The organism is Thioalkalivibrio sp. ALE10, from assembly GCF_000381385.1.
Taxonomy (GTDB): Bacteria; Pseudomonadota; Gammaproteobacteria; order Ectothiorhodospirales; family Ectothiorhodospiraceae; genus Thioalkalivibrio.
In genome coordinates this window covers 1-15,750 of sequence record NZ_KB906454.1, presented here as the reverse complement: position 1 = coordinate 15,750, position 15,750 = coordinate 1, and the positions used below count along the sequence as shown (strand labels likewise).

The following is a 15,750-nucleotide window of genomic DNA, read 5'->3' as shown; positions in this document are numbered from 1 at the left end:
GTGTCCTCAGTGTGTCCGGGTCTGGTTTTCGCGACTGTAACGCCCGTTCATGAAACGGTCGAAGAACTTGCCCAGGTCCGGGTGATCGATCTGTTCGCCCGAGGTGTCGCTTTCCAGATGACGCTCGGCCACATAGGTGCTGTGGGTGTAGCCATCCACCAGCACGTGGTACCACGGCTGGTCCTTGGGCGGCCGGCTCTTCGCGACCGTCTCGTACCATTCGTCCGAGCCGTTGTAGACCGGGTCGACATCCACGATGACGCCGCGGTAATCATACTTGAGGTGATGGACGATCTCGCCCACCGAAAAACGGGTGCCGCTGGCCATGGTGCAATCTCTCTGCTCGCAGGGGTGAAAACGAAAGAATAGACCGGGCGAGCCCGGGGCGCGTCACGCCGTCTCAGGGTTCGTCCGGTTCCTGTCCGGATCCGCTCGGGGTCGCCTCCCGCCGCGGGCCGTACTGCTTGAAGGCCTCCCGCACGCGCTGCATTTCCGCGGCATCCAGCAGGGCGGGGCCACCGATGGACAGGCTCAGCACGTACTGTTGCGCCAGCAGTTCGACCTCCTCGGTGAGCCATAGCGCGCGTGCGAGGTCCGGGCCGGTGGCGATCATCCCGTGATTCGCCAGCAGACAGGCGTAGCGGTCCTCCAGTGCGGCAAGCGCATGTCGCGAGAGTTCCGGTGTCCCGAAGGTGGCATACGGGGCACAGCGGATGGAATCGCCGCCGGCGGCCGCGATCATGTAATGCAGCGGCGGGATGTCGCGCTGCTGGATCGCGACCACGCTGGCGTAGACCGAATGCACGTGCACCACTGCATGGATGTCTTCGCGTTGCTGCAGGATCGCGCGGTGGAAGTGCCATTCGCTGGAAGGCTTCTGGTGCGCCGGCCAGTGTCCGTCGGCATCCATGTACACCAGATCCTCCGGCGCCAGGTCCTCGTAGGCCACGCCGGAAGGGGTGATCAGCAGGCCGTCGCCACAGCGGACGCTGACATTGCCCGAGGTCCCCTGATTGAGTCCGCGCCGGTTGGTCTCCAGCGCCGTGTCGATCACCGCCTCGCGCAACTGTTGCTCGTTCATGCGCCTGCCTTCGTCCGGAATCGTCCCGCGCATTCTGCCTGACGGCCGCGCTCGGGGCATCCGGCCGCAAGGGTTCCGGGGAGTTCGTCCCGGACAAGCACCCGTCCGTTCGCGGCCATGGCCGCTCCCACACCTGCTCCCGCATCTGCAGGAGCCTGCTTGCAGGCGAACAGCGCCGGAGTCGCCGAAAAGGCCAGCGCGAGCGCCAGCAGCAGGATCATGGTGGTGGCCACGCGCCCGATGACCGGCCAGCGATGGAGCTGGCGTTCCGTCAGGGTCCACCAGTGGGCCAGCCGGGCCATGCCGGGCAGGGTGCGCGGGGCGCTTCGGTCGGGTTCGGGGGGCCGCGCCGCGACCCGGCCGATCCCGGGCCATCGGGATCGCTGCCACCATGCCCCGCCTGCCAGGATCCCGGCGAGCAACAGCGGCCAGACGCCGTCCCCGATGGCCGATGCAGTGAGGGCGTATTCGCGCAGGGAGGTATCCGCTAACCACCAGGGCAACAGCAGCCCCGCAACGAGGGTCAGCAACCAGGGTGTCATGCCCCTGATGCCAACGGCGGCGCCGGTCGTCGGCTTCAAGTCGGACTCCGGGGTGTCGCTGGCCGTGTGCCGCAGGAAATGCAGCATCAGCAGGGCGGTGGCGGTGCCGGTCAGCCCCGCCAGCCAGCCGGGCATTCCGTTTGTAAGGGCGGCCTTGGCCAGGGCGCCGCCGGAGAGCGGGGCGGCCGCGAGCGCGGCCCCGGCCAGCGCCAGACCGAGCAGTATCGTCCTCCGGGTGAAGCGATCCGCCGCCGTCGCCAGCAGCCCGGTCCCGAGGAACAGCGCCCCCTTGGCCAGGCCGTGATGAGCGAGCATCACCGCCAGGCCCGCCCAGACCGCCGCCGGTGGCGCTCCCGGCGACGTCCCGGCCGCGCCCATGCCGAGCAGGGCGACCACCAGGCCCATCTGACTGACGCTGGACCAGGCGAGGATGGTCTTGGGTTCGGACTGGCGCAGACCCGCGGCCACGGCATAAAGGGTGCCCGTGAGGCCCAGCGCGGTCAGGATCAGGTCGCCGTGCCCGGGGATCTCAAGACCGCCTTCCAGCAGTCGCCATGCCCCCAGGGCGCCGACCTTGATCATTACCCCGCTCAGCACCGCGCTGGCCGGCACCGGGGCCACCGCGTGGGCCCGGGGCAGCCAGGCATGCAGCCCCGGCGCGCCGAGCTTCAGGCCGAAGCCGATCGCGAACAGCAGGGCGGCGGCCGGTTCCATCTCCGCACCCAGCCCGGCGAGATCCGGCGAATGGCCAGGACCGGCGAGCATGGTGGTCCAGGCCACCGCCGTGAACAGCGCGACCTCGCCGATCAGCATCAGTCCGAGGTAGAGCCGCCCGGCCCTCAGGGCGGTCGCGGACCCGGCGTGGGTGACCAGACCGTAGGCCGCGAAGGTCATCAGCGCGAAGCCGGCATAAAAGGTGAGCAGATCCGCCGCCAGCACCAGCAGCAGGTAGCCGGCCAGGGTCAGCAGCCAGAACACGGCAAACCGCAGCGGGTGTGTCAGCGGGTGTCGATGGGCGTACGCCCCGGCGAGCAGCCACAACAGGGCGCCGGGCAACAGAAAGGCGCGGGCCGTGCCATCCAGCGCCAGACGGGCCTGATCCAGCAGCCCGGGCAGCACGATCCCGGCATCGGGGTCGGGGCCTGCCAGGGCCAGCAAGAGCGCCGGCAGGGCCGCCAGCGGCAGCAGGATGGTGGCCCGGCGACGCAGGGCGGGGAGCGCGAGCGCGGTCAGGGCCAGCCATGGCGCCAGCACGGCCAGCAGCAGTGCGAGCTGCGTGGCGTTCATCCGGCCAGCCCCCCGGCCGCAAAGGCCGAGCGCAGCGCCGTGGCGAACAGGCCGCTTGCGATCGCCGCCAGGGCCAGCAGCAATGCGGCCCGGGGCATGGCGAGCGGAATGGGCAGCGGTGGCCCCTGCGCGGGCGCCGCGGCCGCGTCATCGCTTCCCAACCGCAACGGATCCCGCAGGATGCGCCACAGGTATCCGGCGGTGATGAACGTCCCGAGCACGATCACCGCCGCCCAGGGCCAGGCGCGCGCGGCCAGCGCCGACTCCAGCAGCCACCACTTGGCGACGAAGCCTCCGCTTGGCGGCAGACCCACCAGACTCGCCGCCGCCAGCGCGATCGCGATCCAGGCCAGCAGGCTGCCACCGGCCATGGGCGGGCCGATGCGGCGCAGATGGTCGCTGCCCCATTGCCACGCCAGGCAGCCCGCCGCCAGGAACAGGCTGCCCTTGGCCAGGCCGTGGGCCAGCAACAGCATCAGCATGCCCGCATGGGCCTGGCCGGGCAGGGCCCCGGCGGCCGCCAGCGGGAACACCAGCAGGCCGAAGCCCAGCTGCGAGACGGTCGAATACGCGATCACCATCTTCAGGTGGCGCTGGAGCATGGCCAGCACACCGCCCCAGATGACCGCCGCCGCCCCCAGCAGGCCCAGCAGCTGTGCCGGCAGCCCCGGAAGCATCCCGCCAAACGGGCCGAACCACAGACGCACCAGCAGATAGAACGCCGCGGTCACCACCACAGCGGAAAGCACCGCACTGACCGCCGCATGGGCCCGGCCATGGGCCGGGGGCAGCCAGAAGTGCAGCGGGAAGATCGCCCCCTTCAGCAACAGACCCAGAGTGATCATCACCGCGGCCGCCAGGGTGACGGGTTCCTCCGCGGCCCGGCCGGTCAGCAGGGCGATGTCCAGTGCGCCGTACTGGCCGTAGAGCAGAGCGACACCCAGAAGATACAGCGTGGAACCCAGCAGCGTTGCGAGGAAGTAGCGCCATGCCGCGGCCAGCGCCGGCCCGCCGGCGGCGGCGATCAGCGCCACCGCGGCGAGGGCCACCATCTCCAGGATCACGTAGAGATTGAACAGATCGGCAGACAGGAACAAGGCATTGAGCCCGCCCCACAGGAACAGCCACAACGGCCAGAAATAACGTCTCTGGCGACTGTCCGGCACCAGACGGCGCTCGGCAAGGCGATAGATCGCCGCGGCCAGCGCGACCATAGTGGTCAGAACAAGCAGGGTCAGGGCGAGGGCATCGATCTGCCAGCCGATTCCCAATGGCGCGGCCCAGCCCCCCAGATCCTGGCGCCAGGGGCCGGTGCGCAGGTTTTCGAGGACCAGAACGGCCAGTACCGGCAACAGCAGCAGCCCGGTCCCCAGCGTCGCCATGCGGCCCCGGCGCGGATGTGCGAACGCGACGGCCGCGGCCATCAGCGGCAGCCCCACCACCACGGCCGTGGCCAGCGTGGTGTTCACGGGTTGCGCGAGTCCCGGTCGTGGCCACTCACCGGCCCGCCACGGCGCTCCAGCAGGCGGACCATCAGCCCCAGTGCCACCGCCGTGGTCGACACCGTCACCACGATGCCCGTCAGCACCATGGCGTGGGGCACGGGGTCCAGCACCTCGGCGGCATGCGCCAGCGCCACCAGGAGCAGGAAGACCGCGGTGGTCAGGACATTCAGCGCGAGGATCTTGCGCATCAGCTGCGCACAGACGAACAGCCCGTGCAGGCCGATGATCAGCAGCGCGACGGCCAGCAGCAGATACAGGATCATGCCGGCCTCCGGGTGTCCCAGTCGGCCGGGGGTTCACCGCCCAGATACAGCGCAAACAGCAGCAGCGCGATCGACAGCCCCGCGGCCAGCTCCAGCAGCAGGATCAGCGGCCCGGCCAGCTCGACCGGGTACTCGAAGAACCCGTGACCCCCGACCATCACCGCGAAGGCCACCCCCAGCATCGCGGTCATCCCCAGCGCGAGCGCCCAGCGCCACGGGCCGTAGACATCACCCGACAGCCAGGGGCGGGCGCCGGCCAGCAGCATCAGCACGCCACCGGCGCCCATCACCGCACCTGCCGGGAAGGCACCCCCGGGCGCATGACTGCCGCGCCACAGCAGATAGGCCGAAACCAGCACGAAGGCCGGGAACAGCACGCGGCCCAGAGCGGGCAGGGCGGGCGACACCAGTTCGGGCGAAGAAGGCCAGGGAGTAGGACCCAGCGACCACAGCACGACCACGCCCAGCAGCAGAATGGCAATCTCCAGCAGGGTGTCGAAGGCGCGAAAATTGAGCAGGACCGCGGTGACCGAGTTTTCCACCCCGGAGCGCCCGAGTTCCGCGGCCACCGGTTCGCCCAGTCCCGGGGCCGGGAGCAGCCACGCCGCCCCGCCCAGACCGGCCAGCAACAACAGGCCTATCGGCAGCCAGAACGCCCGGTCGCGCCCGCGCAGACACACATCCGACGCGCGCCCCGACTCCCAGTCCAGCCGCCCCAGCGCGGACAGCAGTAGCGCACCGGTAATGCCAGCGCCGATCGCCGCCTCGGCCAGAGCGATGTCCGGCGCCTCCAGACGCACCCACGCCAGCGCCATCAGCAGCCCGAACACCATGAAACTGACCACCGCGCGGAACAGTCCAGCCGCGTGGATCGCCTGCCAGGCGGTCCACAGCAGGGCCGTGGCCAGAACCCCGTCGAATGCCAGACCCAGGGCGCCCATTCACAGCCCCCACGGGCGGATTCCACGGCGCAGGGCGGCGCGCGCGATCAGGCCCGCCCCCACCGCCGTGGCGACCAGCATCAGCAGCCACACCAGCAGCAGTTTCAGGGTCACTGCAAGACTCCCCGAATATACCCCCAGCCCCAGGCAGATCATGCCCAGGCCGATGTTGTCGGCCTTGGGCTGGGCATGCAGGCGGGTATACACATCCGGGAAACGCAGCAGCCCCAGCGTGCCCAGCAGCAGGAACAGCACACCGCCCACCGTCAGGATTCCCCCGATCACGCCCGTCAGGCTCACGGCCGGTCCCCCCCGTCGCTGGAACGGGCGCGGCCGGACCAGGCTCGGTTCACGAACGTGACCACCGCCAGCGCCGACAGCAGCGCGAACACCAGCGCCAGATCCACCAGGGCCTCGCGCTGCGTCAGCACCGCCATCAGCAGCGCGATGGCAATGGCCGAGGTCGCGAACATCTCCGCGGCCAGCATGCGGTCGGCGGCCGTTGGCCCGCGCAGCACCCGCATCAGCCCCACCACGATGTTGAGCATCAGCAGGATCACCAGGAACGGGAACAGATCAGTCATTGGGCGATTCCGGCTGAAACATGTTCATCACATGCCCCTCCAGACGCTCCAGGGTGTCCTGAGTACGGCCGGGACGGGCCAGCACGTGCAGCGTAATCGCCTGTTCCGAGATGCGCACGCACAGGGTCCCGGGCATCAGATTGACCAGATTGGCGAACATCAGGCGCGGGGTCCCCGCCGGCAGCGCCCAGGGATAATCCAGCAGGGCCGGTTCCAGCGGGCAACGCGGATGCACCGCGCGCCAGGCCACATCCAGCGCGCTGCGCAGCGAAAAGAACAGAAACACCGGCACGAAGGTGATAATCCCGCGGATACGCCAGCCACCCGTCCATCCCGGCGCGAAGGGATTGAACCACGCTGCCGCCAGGATCGCCGGCAGGCCCCACCACCAGGCGCCCGGGTCGCCTTCGGTCAGGATCCACCAGATCCCGGCGTAGGCCGCCACGCGCAGCATGCGACCCGACCAGCGCGTCCGGGCCACACCCGCGCGGTTTCCCCGCAGTTCGCCGCCGGATCCGTCCATGCTTCATCCCCGCACCACAGTCGCCAGTGCCCGACAGTTTCCCCCACCCGGGCCGCATCGTGCCAGCGGGCGGAGACCATCATGCCCTGGTGGCCCGGTCGTGGCGGGGTGGAATCGGGGTCGATATCGTGGTGCTCGGGCGGATGCAGGGCGTGGGGTTCGCGCTGCGGGACAAGACCAGCGAGTCAACCTGGAATTGACCCATTGGAACCACACCAACGCCGATACCCTTCGTCCCCGCTACGGCGGTTTTTTTGGGCTCGGAACATCGTCCGTGTCCGCGATGGCGTTGGTAACCCGCAGAGCGACCGTTGGTACACGCTCCTGTACACGACTCGCGAAGTGGTACAAATCCGGGTACACAAACGAAAAAGGCCAACCCGAAGGCTGGCCTGAGTCGTTATTTTATCTGGCTCCCCGGGACGGGCTCGAACCGCCGACCTAGTGATTAACAGTCACCCGCTCTACCGACTGAGCTACCGGGGAATTGGCCGCGTATCGTATAGCCCGATCCGGGGTCCGTCAAGCGTTTCGGGAGGCGAACTCGCGCAGGCGTTCCAGTGCCTTGTCCAGCATCTCCAGGCTGGTGGCGAAGGACACGCGCAGATGCCCCGGGGCGCCGAACGCGCTGCCCGGAACCAGGGCCACGCCGGCCTCGTCCAGCAGCCGCTCGCCCAGAGCTACGTCGCTGTCGACCCCGGCACGTTCCATCAGGCCGGTGACCCGCGGGAAGCAGTAGAAGGTACCGTCGGGCATGCGGCATTCGATGCCGTCGATGGCGTTGAGGCCGCCCACCACGTGCCGCGCGCGCTGGGCGAACGCCGAGCACATCTGGCGTACGCAGGTCTGGTCGCCGTTGAGGGCGGCTTCGGCGGCCGCCTGGGCGATGGAGGTCGGGTTGGAGGTGCTCTGCGACTGGATCTTCTTCATCGCGCCGATCAGGTCGGCCGGCCCCCCGGCGTAGCCGATGCGCCAGCCGGTCATGGCGTAGGCCTTGGACACTCCGTTGAGCACTACGCTGCGTTCGACGAGATCCGGCGCGGCATTGACGATGTTGACGAACTCGGTCTCGCCGAAGCGGATGTGTTCGTACATGTCGTCGGTGGCGATGACGATCTGCGGATGGCGCCGCAGGACCTCGGCCAGAGCCTCCAGTTCACCGCGTGAGTAGGCCGCGCCGGTGGGGTTGGAGGGGCTGTTGAGGAAGATCAGCCGGGTGCGTTCGCTGATGGCCTCTTCGAGGGCCTCGGGGCGGAGCTTGAAGCCCTGTTCCTGCGAGGCGCTCACGATGACGGGCCGTGCGCCGGCCAGCATCGCGATGTCGGGGTAGGAGACCCAGTAGGGGGCCGGCACGATCACTTCGTCACCCGGATTGAGCAGGGCCTGGCACAGGTTGAAGATGCTCTGCTTGCCGCCGGAGGAGACCAGGATTTGCCCGGGAGTGAACGTGAGCTCGTTATCACGTTCAAACTTGCGGATGATGGCGTCCTTCAGACCGGCCGTGCCGTCGACCGCGGTGTACTTGGTCTCACCGCGGGCAAGCGCATCAATCGCCGCCTGCTTGATATGCTCCGGCGTATCGAAGTCCGGCTCGCCGGCCCCCAGCCCCACGATGTCGCGGCCTTCGGCACGCAGCCGGGCGGCCAGGGCCGTCACGGCCAGGGTGGGGGAGGGCTGGATGCTCTGCACGCGGTCGGATAGCTGGATTTCCAAGGGACTGCCTCGATGTGGATGGGGTCGAGCAGGCGGAGTGGCCGGCCGGCTCGCGGCCCGAAATGATACTGAAATCAGACGCGGAGGATAAGCGGTTGGCGGAACATGAAGACGGAACGTTCCGGGTGGTGTCGAAATACCAGCCGGCGGGGGACCAGCCCCAGGCCATTCGCGAACTGACCCGGGGCATCGAGGACGGCCTGGCGCACCAGGTCCTGCTGGGTGTGACGGGTTCGGGCAAGACCTTCACCATCGCCAACGTGGTGGAGAACCTGCAGCGCCCGACGATCGTGCTGGCGCCCAACAAAACACTGGCCGCGCAGCTCTACGGCGAGTTCAAGGAGTTCTTCCCCAATAACGCGGTGGAGTATTTCGTTTCGTATTACGACTACTACCAGCCGGAGGCCTATGTCCCGTCCTCGGATACGTATATCGAGAAGGACGCGTCGATCAACGACCATATCGAGCAGATGCGCCTTTCGGCCACGCGTGCACTGCTGGAGCGGCGCGATGCGATCATCGTCGCTTCGGTCTCGGCGATCTACGGTCTGGGCGATCCGCGCAAGTATCTGTCGATGGTGCTGCACCTCAAGCGGGGCGAGCGCATCGACCAGCGCGATCTGCTGCGCCGCCTGGCGGAGCTGCAGTACACCCGCAACGATACCGAGCTGCGCCGCGCGACCTACCGGGTGCGCGGCGAGGTGATCGACATCCATCCGGCGGAATCCGAGCGGGAGGCCGTGCGCGTCGAGCTGTTCGACGACGAGATCGAGCGGCTGTCGTATTTCGACCCGCTGACCGGCGAGGTGCTGAACACGGTGCCGCGCCTGACGATCTATCCCAAGACCCACTACGTGACCCCGCGCGAGACCCTGCTGGAGGCGGTGGACCAGATCCGCGACGAGCTGAAGGAACGGCTGGACTTCCTGCGCCAGGAGAACCGCCTGGTGGAGGCGCAGCGGCTGGAGCAGCGCACCCAGTTCGATCTGGAGATGATCCTGGAGATCGGCTACTGCAACGGGATTGAAAACTACTCGCGCTATCTTTCCGGACGTGCGCCGGGCGAACCACCGCCGACGTTTTTCGACTACCTGCCGGAGGATGCGTTGCTGGTGATCGACGAATCCCACGTGTCCGTGCCGCAGGTGGGTGGGATGTTCAAGGGCGACCGTTCGCGCAAGGAGACCCTGGTGGAGTACGGCTTCCGTCTGCCGTCGGCGCTGGACAACCGCCCGCTGCGCTTCGAGGAATTCGAGAAGCTGATGCCGCAGACCATCCACGTCTCGGCCACGCCGGGGCCGTACGAGCGCGAACATGCCGGCGCCATCATCGACCAGGTGGTGCGGCCCACCGGGCTGCTGGACCCGGAACTGGAGGTGCGTCCGGTGGCTTCCCAGGTGGACGACTGCCTGTCCGAGATCCGCGACCGGGTGGAGCGCGACGAACGGACCCTGATCACCACGCTGACCAAGCGCATGGCCGAGGACCTGACCGACTACCTGTCGGAGCACGGCGTGCGGGTGCGCTACCTGCACTCGGACATCGACACGGTCGAGCGCATGGAGATCATCCGCGACCTGCGTCTGGGCGAATTCGACGTGCTGGTGGGGATCAACCTGCTGCGCGAGGGCCTGGACATGCCCGAGGTCTCGCTGGTGGCGATCTTCGACGCCGACAAGGAGGGCTTCCTGCGTTCCGACCGCTCGCTGATCCAGACGATCGGCCGCGCGGCGCGCAACGTGCGCGGCAAGGCCATCCTGTACGCGGACACCATCACCGGCTCGATGCGCCGCGCGATCGACGAGACCGAACGTCGCCGCGCCCGCCAGATCGAGCACAACGAGGCCCACGGGATCACCCCCGAGGGCATCCACAAAAGCGTGGCGGACATCCTCGAGGCCGGGCAGGCCGCGCCCGGCACCCGGCGCAAGTCCGGTGAGCGCAAGGGCGCGGACAAGAAGGTGGCCGAGGAGGCCGCCGACTACGTCGACGCGCCACAGAATGCGGCGCGCGAGATCGAGCGCCTGGAACAGGAGATGTTCCAGAAGGCGCGCGACCTGGAATTCGAGGAGGCGGCGCGTCTGCGCGACCGTATCGAGAAGCTCAAGGCGCTCGCCTTTCTGCCCGAGGCTTCGCTATCCTGACGCGCCTCTGACACCCGTCTGACAAGGGACTGCCCCCTTCATGCGCTACCAGCCCGATCCCCGTCCGCCCGGTCCGGTCATGCTCGACGTGTCCGGCCCCGAACTGAAGGCGGAAGACCGCGAACGCCTGCAGCACCCCGCGACCGGCGGGGTGATCCTGTTCGACCGCAACGTACACGGCCCGGAACAGGTCGAAGCCCTGACCGCAGACATGCGCCGCCTGCGCCCGGAACTGCTGATCGCGGTGGACCAGGAAGGAGGGCGGGTGCAGCGTCTGCGCGAGGGCTTCACCCGCTTCCCGCCGATGCGCAGTCTCGGCCACCTGCACGATCAGGTGCCGGCGCGGGCACGCGAGCTGGCGCGCGGGGCGGGCGAGCTGCTGGCGCTGGAGCTGCAGGCGGTGGGGATCGACTTCAGTTTCGCGCCGGTCCTCGACCGCGATCTCGAGATCAGCGAGGTGATTGGCGATCGGGCGTTCCATCATGATCCCGCGGTGATCGCCGATCTGGGGCTTGCGTTCGTGCGCGGCCTGACGGTGGCCGGCATGGCCTCGGTGGGCAAGCACTTTCCCGGACACGGGGCAGTGGCGGCCGACTCGCATGTCGCGGTGCCGGAGGACCCGCGCCCGCTGGCCGAGATCGAGGCCAGCGACATCGAGGCGTTCCGGCCGCTGGCCGGCCACCTTGAGGGCATGATGCCGGCCCACGTGGTGTACCTCGAGGTCGACGCCCGCCCGGCCGGATTCTCGCGCATCTGGCTGCAGGACATCCTGCGCGGCCGGATCGGTTTTCAGGGCGCGATCTTTTCCGACGACCTGGCCATGGCCGGTGCCGAACAGATGGGTTCGCCCGCGGAGCGGGCCGACGCGGCACTGGAGGCCGGCTGCGACATGATCCTGATCTGCAATCGGCCGGAGCAGGCGGACGTCATCCTCGATCACCTCGCCGACCACCGCCAGGACGCCGATACCCGGGCTCGCCTCCGGCGCATGCACGCACGCGCGGTGGCGGACGATGTGCAACATCGCACGGCATTGCAGGCCCAGTTGCACGCCTGGCTGAAGGCGGGCAGTGGCGGGGCATGCCCCCCTTCGCGACCTTGTGCCGCAAGCACCGTTGGCGCCGCGCTTCCGACCCGCCTATAATGCGCCACCGGTTCGACACTGAGCTGCTAATAATATAGTTAACCAATCCCACAATGATGGAGAATCGTCATGGCCGATAAGCTCATGATCGTCATGGTCAACACCGACCCGAACAATCCGTCCGAACTCGGCGCCCCGTTTTTCCAGGCGACCGTGGCCGCCGCCATGGAATACGACGTCGAAGTCGTGATGACCGGCCGGGCCGGTGAACTGGCCAAGAAGGGCGTGGCGGAAAACCTGTTCGTGCAGGAAGGCAGCAGCAAGAGCGTCTACGACTTCATCAAGGATGCCCACGAAGCCGGCGTCGTGATGAAGGTCTGCACCCCGACGCTGGACCTGTGGGGCAACGACCTGATCGACGAAGTGGACGAGACCGTGGGCGGTGCCTACGTGATCTCCGAGGCGATGGACGACGACACCGTCACCTTCACCTACTGAGGCGAAGCGACGGAATCCGTCGAACGACCGGCCGGCCCCTGTGCCGGCCGGTTCTGTTTCGGGGCGGGGCATTCGCCGCGCCGCCAGGCCGGGCTCACAGCCCCGGCCCCAGATGAACCCCGGGGGCCCGCATGAATCCCGAACAGGCACGAGCCACGCTGCGCGACGCCGACTGCCTCTACAGCCGCGACGCGGTGGAAACCGCCATTGACCGCCTGGCCGAACGCACCGCAAGAGAACTGGCGGACGAGAATCCGCTGGTGCTGGGCGTGATGAACGGCGGGGTCGTGCTGCTGGGCGGCCTGCTCACACGCTGGTCCTTCCCGATGCAGGTGGACTACCTGCACGCCACCCGCTATCGCGGGGCCACCCGCGGCGAAGAACAACTGCACTGGCTGTCCCTCCCGCACCAGTCCATGCAGGGACGCACCGTCGTCATCGTCGACGACATCCTCGACGGCGGCATCACCCTGGCCGGTATCCAGAGCTTCTGCCAGGAGCAGGGCGCCCGTCGCGTGGTGACCATCGTGCTGGTGGACAAGGCCAACCCCGAGCGCGACCCCTCGATCACCGTCGACCATGCCGCACTGGAAGCACCGAACCGGTATCTGTTCGGTTACGGCATGGATTATCAGGATTACCTGCGCAACGCGCCCGGCATCTTTGCCGTGGCCGATCACTGAAGGACGCGTGCCATGACCGCACCCCGACTGGCCATCATTGGCGGCACCGGACTGACCCGACTGAAGGACCTGGAGATCACCCACCGCCGGGTCATGCATACGCCGTACGGCGAACCCTCCGGACCCCTGGTGTTCGGGCGGCTGAACGGCATCGAAACGGTCTTTCTCCCGCGCCACGGGGCGCGACACACCATCCCGCCGCACCAGGTGAACTATCGCGCCAACATCTGGGCGCTGCATAACACGGGCGTGGAGACGGCGATCGCGGTGGCCGCGGTCGGCGGCATCAGCGAGTGCATGCAGCCCGGGCGACTCGCGATTCCGGACCAGATCATCGATTACACCTGGTCGCGTGCGAACACTTATTTCGAAGGTGGCCATCTCGATGAAGTGACCCACGTGGACATGACCTGGCCGTACTGTCCCGAAGTGCGCCGGAGGCTCCTGGAGGCGGCCCGTGAACTGGACCTGCAAATCTGCGAGCAGGGGACCTATGGCGCCACCCAGGGTCCGCGCCTGGAAACCGCCGCGGAGATCGATCGCATGGAGCGCGACGGCTGCGACCTGGTGGGCATGACCGGCATGCCGGAAACGGCCCTGGCGCGGGAGCTGGGCCTGAGCTATGCAGCGTGTGCGGTGATTGCCAACCGTGCCGCAGGGCGCAGCGGCGGCGAGATCACGATGGACGAAATCGGCCGTAATCTGGAAACCGGCATGGAGCAGGTCAAGCAGCTCCTGGCCCGGGTCATTGCAACCCTGAAGTGAGTGGAAGTGAGTGAAGGAGAGGCCTGCAATCCAGGGCCTTTCCAGGTCCATTACCTAATTTAACATAATATCCATTATGCGACGTCGTGGATCATCTCCCATCGTCAGCGTATCCGGATATTCATCGTGCTGTTGGGTCCCTGGCTGCGTGAGCGTGTCACGTTGCCGTTCTTCTTCAGCATGATCTCGAGCACCCCGTTGCCGTGGGTCTGGACCACTCGGCAGTCGACGGAATCGCCCTTGAATTCAATGGTCAGCGGGACTTCGCCCTCGAACTCCATCTGATGCAGCTCGCCGTCTTCCATGACCGCGCACTCGATGGAATATCCGGTGCCTTCCGGACCCTGCGCACTCAGCGCGATCCGGGTATCGGTTGTTGTGCCCATGGCACTGACGCCCCCAGTTATCAGCAACGTTGCGGCCGCCAATCCGGCCTTCCACCCGCCAGCGCCTCCATTCCGCGGGACCCGTAACACCCGGCATCGATTCATGAACCACCACCCCTTGCGGGAAGGAAAAATCCGACCCCGAGAAACCGGGGCCGGACAAGTCCGTTCTTCGATCAGTTCTGGAAGACGTTGGCCATGTTACCGCCACCCGCCTGGTTGACCGTCGACACGTTGCTATGACCGACCTGCTGAACGGTCGCGTGGTTGCTGGCAATGCTGCCCCAGCCGCCCAGCGTCTGGGTCACGTAGGAGCGATGGCCAAAGCCGGTCTGCTTCACGTTGGCCCGGTCGTTGTAGCCGGTCTGTTCGATATCGGAGAAATTCTTGGTTCCGTTCTGCGACACCTTGGCCCGGTTACCCAAGCCGCTCTGGTAGGTGTCCGCACGGTTCCATTCTCCGTGCTGGGAGATGTCCGACTGATTGGAACGACCGGACTGCTCGACGTTGGCCTTGTTGCGGTAGCCACGCTGAGTCACTTCCGAATGGTTCTTCTGGCCGGACTGCGAGACATCGGCGCGGTTATAGTTGCCACGCTGATCCACTTCGGAAGACAGACGGTAACCGTCCTGTTCGACGTCCGCACGGTTCTTGACACCCTCCTGACGGACATCGCTGGAGTTGCGGATACCGGTCTGCTCCTGGGTGGCACGGTTGCCCCAGCCTTTCTGGAAGGCGCTGGCACTGTTCTTCATGCCTTCCTGGTCAATGTCGGACATGTTGGAATATCCGATCTGAGAAACGTCGGCATTGTTGAACATGCCCGCCTGGTCAATCGTGGAATCGTTGTTGGCCGCCATGGCGGAACCGGAAAACAGAGCGCCCATCGCGATCGCAATCATGGAATATTTGAGTTTCATAATGACTACCCCCTGAGGGTTGAGTTAGGAACACGCAGTTGAGTCATCGGGTCCCCCATCACTGGGAGGAATTCCCTGAAGGTGGAAGCGTTTCTTTCCGCCTTCACCCTGGATTCTGCACGCCCCTATAACCCCCGGGAATCAGCCGGATGGATGATTGTCGAGGTGAACTTTTTAGTACTTTCTTCATGCACCTGAATCAAAAAAGCGGACCCCCGTAAGAGGCCCGCCCTGCTCTCGATCCAACCTTCTTTTACCCGACCCTTCTTTTACATTATGGGAACCTGGTGCGAGCGGTAAGCCTGGAACACGGGGTGTTCCACATCCGCCGGATCGTCAACATTCCACAGCCCCTTGTCCACGCCCTGAGTAATCAGATGGAGGACCGCGGACTCGATGGCCGACATCACAGCCAGCTGTACCGGCTCGTTGCGGGTATACCCGATTTCGGCGTCCAGCAATCGGCGAAAATCAATGAAACGGAAAACCCCGGCACGGATCTCCTGAGAGTAGATTGTCTTGCTGGCATTGACATTCAGGAGGACACGCTATCTGTCAACGTAGATGACGCCTGATTGGGTTCAGGGTTCTTTAACAATTCGCCGCCGTCTCCGGGTTCAGGGTCACCGATTCTGGGAGGCCGAAGTCCCGGATGGCACCGGGCCAGCGTTCCGGATGAGCGTCATGGGCTCGCTCGTACGTGGCTCTGCGGTTCGCCAGGATCCGGGTGGCCTCGCCGCTGTGACGCTGGGCGGGTGTGACGTAGTTCAGCGCGCTGTGGCGGTGCTGCTCGTTGTACCAGTGCACGAAGGCGAGCATCCATTCGCGGGC

General features: G+C 66.8%; 19 protein-coding genes and 1 tRNA gene. 5 read left to right on the top strand and 15 right to left on the bottom strand.

Annotated elements, in window-relative coordinates; all coding sequences use genetic code 11:
* Positions 1 to 6 precede the first annotated feature (6 nt).
* The 11 genes from hspQ to F788_RS0109355 form a co-directional block, all read right to left on the bottom strand.
* On the bottom strand, positions 7 to 327 hold the full coding sequence (gene hspQ / locus F788_RS0109405; RefSeq protein WP_018869428.1) for a heat shock protein HspQ: 321 nt from the start codon (positions 325 to 327) through the stop codon (positions 7 to 9).
* 73 nt (positions 328 to 400) lie between these two features.
* A complete protein-coding gene (locus tag F788_RS0109400; RefSeq protein ID WP_019589991.1) occupies positions 401 to 1,081 on the bottom strand; it encodes a class II aldolase/adducin family protein in 681 nt (226 codons plus the stop codon).
* Positions 1,078 to 2,910, bottom strand: coding sequence for a complex I subunit 5 family protein (locus F788_RS0109395; RefSeq protein WP_019589990.1), 1,833 nt, complete (start codon positions 2,908 to 2,910; stop codon positions 1,078 to 1,080). Before F788_RS0109395 ends, F788_RS0109400 begins: the two co-directional genes overlap by 4 nt.
* A complete protein-coding gene (locus tag F788_RS0109390; RefSeq protein ID WP_019022068.1) occupies positions 2,907 to 4,379 on the bottom strand; it encodes a complex I subunit 5 family protein in 1,473 nt (490 codons plus the stop codon). The genes F788_RS0109395 and F788_RS0109390 overlap by 4 nt, the downstream gene beginning before the upstream one ends.
* Positions 4,376 to 4,678 carry an NADH-quinone oxidoreductase subunit K gene (locus F788_RS0109385; protein ID WP_019022067.1) on the bottom strand — a complete coding sequence of 101 codons (303 nt, stop codon included), beginning with the start codon at positions 4,676 to 4,678 and terminating at the stop codon, positions 4,376 to 4,378. The genes F788_RS0109390 and F788_RS0109385 overlap by 4 nt, the downstream gene beginning before the upstream one ends.
* The gene (locus F788_RS0109380; RefSeq protein ID WP_019022066.1) at positions 4,675 to 5,619 is read right to left on the bottom strand and encodes a hydrogenase subunit MbhD domain-containing protein; all 945 of its coding nucleotides are present in this window, start codon (positions 5,617 to 5,619) and stop codon (positions 4,675 to 4,677) included. The genes F788_RS0109385 and F788_RS0109380 overlap by 4 nt, the downstream gene beginning before the upstream one ends.
* Positions 5,620 to 5,919 carry a monovalent cation/H(+) antiporter subunit G gene (mnhG, locus tag F788_RS0109375; protein ID WP_019022065.1) on the bottom strand — a complete coding sequence of 100 codons (300 nt, stop codon included), beginning with the start codon at positions 5,917 to 5,919 and terminating at the stop codon, positions 5,620 to 5,622. It lies immediately after the preceding gene.
* Entirely contained in the window at positions 5,916 to 6,203 is a 288-nt protein-coding gene (locus F788_RS0109370; RefSeq protein ID WP_019022064.1) for a monovalent cation/H+ antiporter complex subunit F, read from the bottom strand. Before F788_RS0109370 ends, mnhG begins: the two co-directional genes overlap by 4 nt.
* Positions 6,196 to 6,726, bottom strand: coding sequence for a Na+/H+ antiporter subunit E (locus tag F788_RS0109365; RefSeq protein WP_019022063.1), 531 nt, complete (start codon positions 6,724 to 6,726; stop codon positions 6,196 to 6,198). Before F788_RS0109365 ends, F788_RS0109370 begins: the two co-directional genes overlap by 8 nt.
* A gap of 410 nt (positions 6,727 to 7,136) precedes the next feature.
* Positions 7,137 to 7,212: transfer RNA gene (locus tag F788_RS0109360), tRNA-Asn, on the bottom strand.
* A 36-nt stretch (positions 7,213 to 7,248) separates the two neighbouring features.
* Entirely contained in the window at positions 7,249 to 8,439 is a 1,191-nt protein-coding gene (locus F788_RS0109355) for a pyridoxal phosphate-dependent aminotransferase (RefSeq protein WP_019022061.1), read from the bottom strand.
* Between the two features lie 62 nt (positions 8,440 to 8,501).
* Between F788_RS0109355 and uvrB the strand changes: the two genes are divergently transcribed.
* From uvrB to F788_RS0109330, 5 genes are all read left to right on the top strand, one after another.
* The gene (gene uvrB / locus F788_RS0109350) at positions 8,502 to 10,583 is read left to right on the top strand and encodes an excinuclease ABC subunit UvrB (RefSeq protein ID WP_051080620.1); all 2,082 of its coding nucleotides are present in this window, start codon (positions 8,502 to 8,504) and stop codon (positions 10,581 to 10,583) included.
* 40 nt (positions 10,584 to 10,623) lie between these two features.
* Complete coding sequence (nagZ, locus tag F788_RS0109345; RefSeq protein WP_019022059.1) at positions 10,624 to 11,727, top strand: beta-N-acetylhexosaminidase; 1,104 nt, start codon at positions 10,624 to 10,626, stop codon at positions 11,725 to 11,727.
* A 69-nt stretch (positions 11,728 to 11,796) separates the two neighbouring features.
* Complete coding sequence (locus F788_RS0109340) at positions 11,797 to 12,165, top strand: DsrE/DsrF/DrsH-like family protein (protein ID WP_018869416.1); 369 nt, start codon at positions 11,797 to 11,799, stop codon at positions 12,163 to 12,165.
* Positions 12,166 to 12,296: 131 nt separating this feature from the next.
* A complete protein-coding gene (locus tag F788_RS0109335; RefSeq protein WP_018869415.1) occupies positions 12,297 to 12,848 on the top strand; it encodes a hypoxanthine-guanine phosphoribosyltransferase in 552 nt (183 codons plus the stop codon).
* A gap of 12 nt (positions 12,849 to 12,860) precedes the next feature.
* Positions 12,861 to 13,613 carry an S-methyl-5'-thioinosine phosphorylase gene (locus F788_RS0109330; protein ID WP_019022058.1) on the top strand — a complete coding sequence of 251 codons (753 nt, stop codon included), beginning with the start codon at positions 12,861 to 12,863 and terminating at the stop codon, positions 13,611 to 13,613.
* 104 nt (positions 13,614 to 13,717) lie between these two features.
* On the opposite strand, the gene F788_RS0109325 is transcribed toward F788_RS0109330, so the two are convergent.
* The 4 genes from F788_RS0109325 to F788_RS13390 all read right to left on the bottom strand — a co-directional run.
* Positions 13,718 to 13,999 carry a hypothetical protein gene (locus F788_RS0109325; RefSeq protein ID WP_018869413.1) on the bottom strand — a complete coding sequence of 94 codons (282 nt, stop codon included), beginning with the start codon at positions 13,997 to 13,999 and terminating at the stop codon, positions 13,718 to 13,720.
* Positions 14,000 to 14,175: 176 nt separating this feature from the next.
* Positions 14,176 to 14,919 carry a hypothetical protein gene (locus F788_RS0109320; protein ID WP_019592898.1) on the bottom strand — a complete coding sequence of 248 codons (744 nt, stop codon included), beginning with the start codon at positions 14,917 to 14,919 and terminating at the stop codon, positions 14,176 to 14,178.
* Positions 14,920 to 15,188: 269 nt separating this feature from the next.
* Positions 15,189 to 15,419, bottom strand: coding sequence for a CsgG/HfaB family protein (locus F788_RS13395; RefSeq protein WP_231372050.1), 231 nt, complete (start codon positions 15,417 to 15,419; stop codon positions 15,189 to 15,191).
* A gap of 91 nt (positions 15,420 to 15,510) precedes the next feature.
* A partial coding sequence (locus tag F788_RS13390; protein ID WP_019589984.1) for an integrase core domain-containing protein occupies positions 15,511 to 15,750 on the bottom strand: 240 nt, incomplete at its 5' end.

Excerpts from the sequence above, each read along its gene's own strand:
- hspQ (WP_018869428.1), bottom strand. The coding sequence starts at position 327 with ATGGCCAGCGGCACCCGTTTTTCGGTGGGCGAGATCGTCCATCACCTC.
- F788_RS0109400 (WP_019589991.1), bottom strand. The coding sequence starts at position 1,081 with ATGAACGAGCAACAGTTGCGCGAGGCGGTGATCGACACGGCGCTGGAG.
- F788_RS0109395 (WP_019589990.1), bottom strand. The coding sequence starts at position 2,910 with ATGAACGCCACGCAGCTCGCACTGCTGCTGGCCGTGCTGGCGCCATGG.
- F788_RS0109385 (WP_019022067.1), bottom strand. The coding sequence starts at position 4,678 with ATGATCCTGTATCTGCTGCTGGCCGTCGCGCTGCTGATCATCGGCCTG.
- F788_RS0109380 (WP_019022066.1), bottom strand. The coding sequence starts at position 5,619 with ATGGGCGCCCTGGGTCTGGCATTCGACGGGGTTCTGGCCACGGCCCTG.
- F788_RS0109370 (WP_019022064.1), bottom strand. The coding sequence starts at position 6,203 with ATGACTGATCTGTTCCCGTTCCTGGTGATCCTGCTGATGCTCAACATC.
- F788_RS0109365 (WP_019022063.1), bottom strand. The coding sequence starts at position 6,726 with ATGGACGGATCCGGCGGCGAACTGCGGGGAAACCGCGCGGGTGTGGCC.
- uvrB (WP_051080620.1), top strand. The coding sequence starts at position 8,502 with ATGATACTGAAATCAGACGCGGAGGATAAGCGGTTGGCGGAACATGAA.
- nagZ (WP_019022059.1), top strand. The coding sequence starts at position 10,624 with ATGCGCTACCAGCCCGATCCCCGTCCGCCCGGTCCGGTCATGCTCGAC.
- F788_RS0109340 (WP_018869416.1), top strand. The coding sequence starts at position 11,797 with ATGGCCGATAAGCTCATGATCGTCATGGTCAACACCGACCCGAACAAT.
- F788_RS0109335 (WP_018869415.1), top strand. The coding sequence starts at position 12,297 with ATGAATCCCGAACAGGCACGAGCCACGCTGCGCGACGCCGACTGCCTC.
- F788_RS0109330 (WP_019022058.1), top strand. The coding sequence starts at position 12,861 with ATGACCGCACCCCGACTGGCCATCATTGGCGGCACCGGACTGACCCGA.
- F788_RS0109325 (WP_018869413.1), bottom strand. The coding sequence starts at position 13,999 with ATGGGCACAACAACCGATACCCGGATCGCGCTGAGTGCGCAGGGTCCG.
- F788_RS0109320 (WP_019592898.1), bottom strand. The coding sequence starts at position 14,919 with ATGAAACTCAAATATTCCATGATTGCGATCGCGATGGGCGCTCTGTTT.